The 7,732-nt window shown below is 25.3% G+C and carries 9 protein-coding genes; all 9 read left to right on the top strand.

The features are described from left to right. Positions 1–298: hypothetical protein (locus PKV21_08000; GenBank protein HOM27430.1), on the top strand; the 298-nt coding region annotated here is incomplete at its 5' end. Continuing rightward, positions 288–470 (top strand): hypothetical protein, encoded by a 183-nt coding sequence (locus PKV21_07995; GenBank protein HOM27429.1) that lies wholly within the window; start codon positions 288–290, stop codon positions 468–470. The genes PKV21_08000 and PKV21_07995, both read left to right, overlap by 11 nt. A gap of 47 nt (positions 471–517) precedes the next feature. After that, positions 518–1,336 carry an ABC transporter permease gene (locus tag PKV21_07990; protein ID HOM27428.1) on the top strand — a complete coding sequence of 273 codons (819 nt, stop codon included), beginning with the start codon at positions 518–520 and terminating at the stop codon, positions 1,334–1,336. A gap of 2 nt (positions 1,337–1,338) precedes the next feature. After that, a complete protein-coding gene (locus tag PKV21_07985; protein ID HOM27427.1) occupies positions 1,339–2,586 on the top strand; it encodes an ABC transporter ATP-binding protein in 1,248 nt (415 codons plus the stop codon). An 8-nt stretch (positions 2,587–2,594) separates the two neighbouring features. Beyond that, positions 2,595–4,064 carry a hypothetical protein gene (locus PKV21_07980; protein ID HOM27426.1) on the top strand — a complete coding sequence of 490 codons (1,470 nt, stop codon included), beginning with the start codon at positions 2,595–2,597 and terminating at the stop codon, positions 4,062–4,064. Position 4,065: 1 nt separating this feature from the next. Beyond that, positions 4,066–4,215 carry a hypothetical protein gene (locus PKV21_07975; GenBank protein ID HOM27425.1) on the top strand — a complete coding sequence of 50 codons (150 nt, stop codon included), beginning with the start codon at positions 4,066–4,068 and terminating at the stop codon, positions 4,213–4,215. A gap of 54 nt (positions 4,216–4,269) precedes the next feature. Continuing rightward, positions 4,270–5,307: a glycosyltransferase gene (locus tag PKV21_07970; protein ID HOM27424.1), complete on the top strand. Its 1,038-nt coding sequence runs from the start codon at positions 4,270–4,272 to the stop codon at positions 5,305–5,307. Next, positions 5,304–6,743, top strand: coding sequence for a glycosyltransferase family 39 protein (locus PKV21_07965; GenBank protein HOM27423.1), 1,440 nt, complete (start codon positions 5,304–5,306; stop codon positions 6,741–6,743). The genes PKV21_07970 and PKV21_07965 overlap by 4 nt, the downstream gene beginning before the upstream one ends. Further along, the gene (locus PKV21_07960; protein HOM27422.1) at positions 6,737–7,717 is read left to right on the top strand and encodes a kinase; all 981 of its coding nucleotides are present in this window, start codon (positions 6,737–6,739) and stop codon (positions 7,715–7,717) included. Before PKV21_07965 ends, PKV21_07960 begins: the two co-directional genes overlap by 7 nt. Positions 7,718–7,732: the final 15 nt, after the last annotated feature.

Here is a 7,732-nt window from a genome sequence, read left to right as displayed (position 1 = left end):
AGAATATATTTTAATAAATAAAATTCCTGTTCAATTTATTCCAGCAAGTAAAGATTTAGAAAAAGAAGCGATAGAAAATTCAGTAAAAGTTAAATTTAAGAATATAGAAATTAAAATTTTAAAGGCGGAATACTTGATAGCAATATTTTTGGATGTTTTTAGACCAAAAGATAGAGAAAAAATTATAAAATTGATTGAGCAATCCAAGATAGATAAAAAAGTTCTTTTTGATATTCTGAAAAGATATAATTTATATGAAAAATTTAATGAGTTTATAGAAAAATACTATGGAAAATAAGATTATAAAAAACAGAATGGATTTAGAAAAATACAGAGAAAAAATATTCAAATTTAAAGAAAAATGTAGAAAAGAATTTGTTAATCTTCCATTTGAAAAAAAATTAAAACTCTCCTTCCAACTGGCAGAAAGATTGAAATATTTAAAAAAGTTTAAAATTATAAAAGATTAAAATTTCTTGACAAAATTGTTTAATTTGTTTAAAATAAATTAAACAAAATGGAAAAAATAATAATAAAACCGAGTTCAAAATGGGGAAAACTGAATTTAAAAGATATATTTGAATTCAGAGAACTGCTTTTTTTTCTTGTCTGGAAAGATATAAAAGTTAAATATAAACAGACAATTTTTGGAATTGGATGGGCTATTTTACAACCACTATTTATGATGATTATCTTCACATTATTTTTTGGAAAACTTGCTAAAATACCTTCTGATAACATTCCTTATCCTGTTTTTTCATATACGGGTTTAATCATATGGAGTTATTTTTCAAACAGTTTACTTTTTGCAACAGAAAGTATTGTAAAACATCAAAATGTTATAACAAAAATATATTTCCCAAAAATTTTATTACCTCTTTCTTCCATTATAAGTCATCTTCTTGATTTTATAATTTCTTTTTTCGTCTTAATTCTATTTCTCCTTTTTTATAAAATCAATCCATCAATAAATTTAATCTATTTCCCTTTATTCCTTTTAATAGCGGTGATAACTGCTTTTTCTGTTTCTCTATATCTTTCTGCTTTAAATGTTTATTACAGAGATGTTAGATACATTATGAACTTTTTGATTCAGGTCTGGTTTTTTTTAAGTCCAATTGCTTACTCATCTTCAATAGTTCCTGAAAGATACAGGTTTTTATATGGTTTAAATCCAATGGTTGGAGTAATAGAAGGTTTCAGATGGTGTCTTCTTGGAAAAGAAATAACTTCAATAAAAATGATGTATTTTTCTATCTTTATTATTCTGATTCTTTTTATAGGCGGTATTTACTTCTTTAAAAATATGGAAAAATCATTTGCAGATGTAATATAAAAATGGAAATAGCAATAAAAGTAGAAGGATTAAGTAAAAAATACAGGATAGGAGAAAGATTACCGTATAAAACATTGAGGGAAGAATTAATTAAATTTTTTAAAGGAGAGAAAAAGAAAGAAGACGAATATATATGGGCTTTAAAGAATGTATCATTTGAAATAAAAAAAGGAGAAGTTGTTGGAATAATTGGATCTAACGGAGCAGGAAAGACAACATTACTTAAAATTTTATCAAGAGTGACTGAACCAACAGAAGGATATGCGGAAGTATATGGAAGAGTAGGGAGTTTACTTGAAGTTGGGATTGGTTTTCATCCTGAATTAACTGGAAGGGAAAATATTTATTTAAACGGTGCAATGCTTGGTATGAGTAAAAAGGAAATTGGTAGAAAATTTGATGAAATTATATCTTTTTCTGAAATGGAAAAATTTCTTGATACACCTGTTAAATATTATAGTTCAGGGATGTATGTTCGTCTTGCATTTTCAGTTGCAGCCCATCTTGAAACAGACATTTTACTTGTTGATGAAGTTCTTGCAGTTGGAGATATATCCTTCCAGAAAAAATGTCTTGGTAAAATGGGTGATATAACAAAAGAAGGAAGAACAGTTTTATTTGTAAGTCATAATATGGGAGCAATAAGAAGTTTATGTGAAAAAGTTATATGGCTGGAAAAAGGAAAAATAAAAAAAATAGGAAATAGTGAAAAAATAACAACTGAATATGAAGAAATATACACTCAAAAATATGGAATTTCAAGTATAAGGGAAAGAGATAAGGAGGAAATAAAGGGTAAAAAATTCTATTTTAAAAAAGTAGAAATTTTTGATGAAAATGGAAATTCAAGAGTTACTTTTAAATATAATGAAAAAATAGTTTTAGTTGTTGAACCTGAAGGAGAAATAGACGAAAAATATCATATTGTCTTTAGAATTTATGATAAACATGGAATTATGTTATTTTCGGGTGCTTCTGCTGAACTACATAATAAATATTTTGAACCAGATGTAAAAAAAATAAAAATAGAAATAGGACCTACCAATTTAACAACAGGAATTTATAGAATACAACTTTTATTAAGAAAAGGAAAGATACAAAGTGGAGCAAGAGATGAGATTGATATATGGGAAAATGCAATGAACTTTGAGATAACTGACTGCAGGCCATTTGAAACAAATTGGGAATTGCAGAATCCAAGAGATGGTATTTTTGTAATGAATAATAAGATTTATGGGATTGAGAGATAAAATTAAAAATGAAAATACTTTATAAAAATGAAAATTTGAGAAATCCAGAAGTGAGTATTATTTTGATTGATTGGTCTGTAAGGCATAGTTTTCATATTCTGGAGTATTTGAATAATCAAACAATTGATAGAAATAATTATGAAATTATATGGATTGAATATTATGATAGAAAACCGGAAAAAATTGAAAAAAAACTGAATAATTCTATTAAAAAAGGAAAATCTGTTCTTGACAAATGGGTAATACTTGAAATGCCCAGAGAAGTTTATTACCATAAGCATCTTATGTTTAATGTAGGAATTATTTTAAGTGAAGGAGAAATTATTTGTATTCCAGATAGTGACGCAATGGTAAAAAAAACATTTGTTGAAACGATAATAAAAGAATTCAAAAAAAATCAAAATATTGTTTTGCATATAGATGAGATAAGAAATGAAAATAAGAAATTTTATCCCTTTAATTATCCTTCTTTTGAAGAAGTTTTGGGTGAAGGAAGAGTTTTAAGATGGGATGGGAAAACAGATATAGAAAAATTAGATGACCCAATTCACTTACTTAATTATGGTGCGTGTATGTGTGCAAAAAAAGAGGATTTAATAAAAATAGGTGGAGCAGATGAACATATTGATTATTTAGGTCATATATGCGGTGTTTATGAAATGACTTTTAGATTAAGAAATTATGGCTTGAAAGAAGTTTGGTTAAAAGAAGAATTTTTATATCATACATGGCATCCTGGAGAAAGTGGTTCATTTGATTATATGGGTCCACATGATGGTTTAAACATGTCAACAACTGCTTTAAATGTTTTAATAACAAAAAGAATTTTACCCTTACAGGAAAATAAAAGTATAAAAATTATAAGAGAAAAAAAATTACTTTTTAAAACAGAAGAACTTTTAAAATTAGCAATACCTGAAAAAGAAATTATTCAAACCTGGACTGTTGATGTGTTAAGGGAAAAAGAAATAGAAAAGATACTTTTTCCACTGGATAAAAAAATAAGAATTTTTGTAATTTTTATAAAAACAACTTTTAAAAAAGAAAATTTGAAAAAAATTAAAGAAATTTTTGAAAAAGATTGCTTTCCATTTCTTAAAAAATTAAAATCTAAAAAAAGTAGATTTTTAATAATTAAATTTGTGAAATTGGTTTTAAAAATTTTTGGAGATATTTATTGGAATTTTTATTATCTCAATAAAAAGGTTAAAAGCAATATCAATAACATTTCCCTGCTTTTTTATAACCATATAATTCCTGAAAAAAATAAAAAGTTTTTTTTTACTGGGAAAGACGATTATACTTTTATTTATATCTATTTGGCTAAAAAATTTAATATTAATTTCAAAAATTTAGATTTGAACCAGCCATTAAATTTTGATGGAAAATTTGTAATTACCTCTTATAAAAATAAAGAAAAATTTTATAAAAAATTAAAAAAGTATGGAATAAATGATAATGATATAATTTTACCTTAAAATGAATACAAAATACCAGAAAAAAGTTTTAATTCTTACACCTTTATATGACTTAACTTCTTACAAAATCTATAAATATGCTTCTTCTTATTTAAAATTGACATGCCCTTTTGATTTATATTTTGTAGAACCTTTAAAAAAAATTTTTTAATCTGTTTTTACCTATGATTTTCAAAAAAGAATTGCAGAAATAGGAATAAAAAAAATGAATGAAGAGGTTGTTAAAATTGTTGAAAATTTCAAACCTGATTATATTATTTATCTTTCAGGATATTATGAGTTTACATTAGAGACATTAAAAAAATTAAGAGAAAAATCTATTTTAATTGGATGGTTTTTTGATGATGAATTCAGATTTGAAAATTATACAAAATATTATCTTCCTTACTTTGATTTTTTTGTAACCCATTCAATTGAAGCAATAGAAAAATACGAAAATTTTAATGTAAATGTTATTCATGTTCTACCTAGTGATGGAGTCCCTTTTTATCCTGACTGGGATAAAAAAGAAGAAATATATGATGTATCATTTATTGGGTTTAAAACAGAAGATAGAGAAAGATATATAAATTATTTAAAAAATCTAAATTTGAATATTTTTCTTGCCGGATATGGATGGGAGAAATATTTAACTTTTAATGAAATGAATGAGGTTTTCAGAAAAAGCAAAATAAATTTATGCTTTACAAAAACATTTAATAACAAGAGACAATGGAAAGGAAGAATTTTTGAAGTTATGCTACAGGGTGGTTTTATGTTAACTGAATATGTTACATATCTTGAAAAATACTTTGAAATAGGAAAAGAAATAGATTGTTTTGATAACGAAAAAGAACTTGTTGATAAAGTAAAATATTACCTGAAAAATGAAAAAAAAAGAAAAGAAATAGCAAAAAATGGATGGAAAAAATGTATTGAAAATTACACTCCCTATCATAGAATGTTAAATGTTTTTTTAGAAATAGAAAAAAAAGTTAATCTTGAAAGAAAACAATTTACCGATTATGAAATATTTAAAAGACGGTTGAAAAAAAATTATTCTGATTATTACATTTATATGTGTAAAGCATTTATTCTATCGGGTCATAAAAGATATGGATGGGAAACTCTTATACTTGCTTTTAAAAACAATTTTTTAAACTATAAAATATATCTTTACTGTCTTTTAACATTGATTCCTTTTTACTTTTTTAAATTTCTGTTAAAATTTTACAAAAACTTAAAAAAAACTATTAAAAAATGAAAAAATTATTATTAATTTTTCTTTTCTTTCTTCCCGTTCTTCTTTATCATATAAATATTCCAATTCTTGATACATATTCTTTCAGACAGACACAAACAGCAGCAGTAACAAGAAATTTTTATAAAAATGGAATAAATTTTTTAAAAACTGAACTTGATGTTTTCGGGACAGGTAATGAAAAATATTTACTTCTTGAATTTCCTGTTTATCAGGCAATTGTATGTATTTTTTATAAATTATTTTTTCCATCAGAAATATGGGGAAGAATTGTTTCAATAATAATGGCTTATTTAGGTGCTTTTTTACTTTTTAAACTTCTTTTTTTATTAACAGATGATTTAAATTTTTCTTTACTTACAACTTTTATTTATCTTTCCATACCTGTTAATATACATTTCAACAGAACTTTTTTGATGGAACCAACAGTTATTGCAACTATTCTTGGATTTCTTTATTTTTTCACTCTTGGAATTTTAAAAGAAAACATATATTTCTGGATTCTTGGAATTATATTTTCATCAATCTCTTTTCTCCATAAATCACTTTATGGTCCTTTTTTCCTTCTTCCTGTAGTTTATTTAATAATTTTTAAAAATAAAAAATTCAATAAATTTATTTTGCTTTTATCCCTTTTAATACCTCTTTCCCTTATGTTTAGATGGCAAATGTATTGTGATGAAATGAACTTAATGAATAATCACTTTTCTCTAACACTTGCAGATAAAGCATACAGAATAAGAAATTTTGGGACTATTTCTGAAAGATTTATTTTTGAAACATACAAACAGGGAATTTTAAATCTATTTCCTGAACTTCTAACTCATTTAACCCTAATACCTGTTATATTTGGGATTTTTACAATTAAAAGAAGAAAAAACTATCAATATTTTTATTTTCTTTTTCTTTCCTCATTTCTTTTTTATTTTGTCCTTATAAAAATTCAATGTCATCACTATTACAATATGCTAATTACTCCTATTGTTTCTATTTTTTGTGCTGAAGGACTTTTATATTTTAAGAATTTATTTAAATCAGAACATTCAAAAAAATTATTTTTAACACTCTTTTTAATAGTTAATACCTTAATTTCACTTAAATTTGCTTACAGATACCATAAATTTGACGCTCCTCTTGCTTTAAAAATAGGAGAAATTGTAAAAAAAGAAACAAAACCTGATGAAAATATAATTATTTGTTTCCCGGGATATGACTGGAATTCCGCTTATACATATTATGCTGAAAGGAAAGGAATACATATAGAAAGCAGTCAATTAAAGGAAAACACAATAAAAAATCTGTACAGAAAAAATTATAAACTTCTCATTTTAATGGAATGGCAGAATTATTTGAAATTTGATGAAAAACAGAAATTTTTGTATAATTTTGATGTAATTGAAAAGAATGATGATTTTATAATTTTAAAACTAAAATGGTAATAACAAGAACTCCTTTTAGAATTTCTTTTTTTGGAGGAGGGACTGATTATCCTTCTTGGTATAGATATAATAAAGGTGCTGTTTTAACAACTTCTATTGATAAATACTGCTATATTACATGCAGATACTTACCCCCATTTTTTGAACATAAACACAGGATTGTATATTCCATTATTGAAACTGTTAAAGAAATTGATGAAATTAAGCATCCAGCAGTAAGGGGAGTGTTAAAATATTTAAACATTGATTTTGGAGTTGAAATTCACCATGACGGAGACCTTCCAGCAAGAACAGGACTTGGCTCAAGTTCTTCATTTACAGTTGGACTTTTAAATGCCTTATATGCACTTCTTGGTAAGATGAAATCAAAAGAAGAACTTGCAAAAGAAGCAATATATGTGGAACAGAAAATTTTAAAAGAAAATGTTGGCTGTCAGGACCAGATTGAAGTTGCATTTGGTGGATTAAATAAAATTACTTTTTTACCAGATGATAGTTTTATTGTTGAGCCATTAATTCTCCCACCGGGAAAAAAAGAGGACTTTGAAAAACACCTGCTTCTATATTTTACCGGAATTTCAAGATATGCTTCTGAAATTGCAAGTGAACAGATTAAAAATATTGAAAATAAAAAATATGAACTAAAAATACTACATGAAATGGTTGAAGAAGGAATAAAAATACTTGTTGGAAATAGTGAAATTAAGGAATTTGGAAAACTTCTTGATGAGGCGTGGAGATTTAAAAGGTCTCTTTCTGATAAAGTTTCAAATCCATTTATTGATGAAATTTATGAGAAAGCAAAAAAAGCAGGTGCAATAGGAGGAAAACTTCTTGGAGCAGGTGGAGGTGGATTTATGCTTTTATTTGCTCCTCCTGAGTTACACCAAAAAATAAAGGAAGAAATAAAAGGACTTTTTGTTCCATTTAAATTTGAAAATCAAGGCAGTCAGATTATTTTCTACCAACCCTAAAGGAGTTTAAATGGA

Source organism: bacterium (assembly GCA_035371905.1).
Taxonomy (GTDB): Bacteria; Ratteibacteria; UBA8468; order B48-G9; family JAFGKM01; genus JAMWDI01.
Note: the sequence above shows the minus strand (reverse complement) of the source record. Positions and strands in the feature narration are given on the sequence as shown.

What these genes read in the sequence shown, in the direction of transcription:
- PKV21_07995 (HOM27429.1), top strand. Translation starts at nt 288, where the DNA reads ATGGAAAATAAGATTATAAAAAACAGAATGGATTTAGAAAAATACAGA.
- PKV21_07990 (HOM27428.1), top strand. Translation starts at nt 518, where the DNA reads ATGGAAAAAATAATAATAAAACCGAGTTCAAAATGGGGAAAACTGAAT.
- PKV21_07985 (HOM27427.1), top strand. Translation starts at nt 1,339, where the DNA reads ATGGAAATAGCAATAAAAGTAGAAGGATTAAGTAAAAAATACAGGATA.
- PKV21_07980 (HOM27426.1), top strand. Translation starts at nt 2,595, where the DNA reads ATGAAAATACTTTATAAAAATGAAAATTTGAGAAATCCAGAAGTGAGT.
- PKV21_07975 (HOM27425.1), top strand. Translation starts at nt 4,066, where the DNA reads ATGAATACAAAATACCAGAAAAAAGTTTTAATTCTTACACCTTTATAT.
- PKV21_07970 (HOM27424.1), top strand. Translation starts at nt 4,270, where the DNA reads ATGAATGAAGAGGTTGTTAAAATTGTTGAAAATTTCAAACCTGATTAT.
- PKV21_07965 (HOM27423.1), top strand. Translation starts at nt 5,304, where the DNA reads ATGAAAAAATTATTATTAATTTTTCTTTTCTTTCTTCCCGTTCTTCTT.
- PKV21_07960 (HOM27422.1), top strand. Translation starts at nt 6,737, where the DNA reads ATGGTAATAACAAGAACTCCTTTTAGAATTTCTTTTTTTGGAGGAGGG.